The organism is Acidovorax sp. Q11 (assembly GCF_054950075.1).
Genome location: NZ_JBUDZG010000116.1, coordinates 1 through 309, shown reverse-complemented (window position 1 = coordinate 309; position 309 = coordinate 1). Strand labels below are relative to the sequence as shown.

Annotated in this window: 1 pseudogene; it reads left to right on the top strand. The window is 55.3% G+C overall.

The features are described from left to right. Positions 1–123, top strand: a pseudogene (locus ACYZGB_RS22925) (IS481 family transposase); the annotation flags it as partial. Positions 124–309 lie beyond the last annotated feature (186 nt).

Sequence of the window (309 nt, the reverse complement as noted above, 5' to 3'; positions counted from 1 at the left end):
AACCACCAGTTGCCGCAGTCAGCGCTCAAGAGCAAGACGCCAATGAAGGCCATGAAAGAGTGGCATCAGACGCACCCGCATCTTTTTCACAAGCGGCCATATGATCGTCCGGGATGTGACACCTATGCGAAGGACGGAGGCCGGGAGTCGCCCGGCATGCGAGTAACTTTCTTTCGTCTCGCCTGTTCAGACCGGTCACATGGGAAACAGGTGTGCGGGGACATGGGTAACACCTGCTCAATTGGAAGCCGTCAAAGCGTTCATGTCCAGACGCATGAATCGCTGGTGACAGAAGTACAGGTCAAAGCA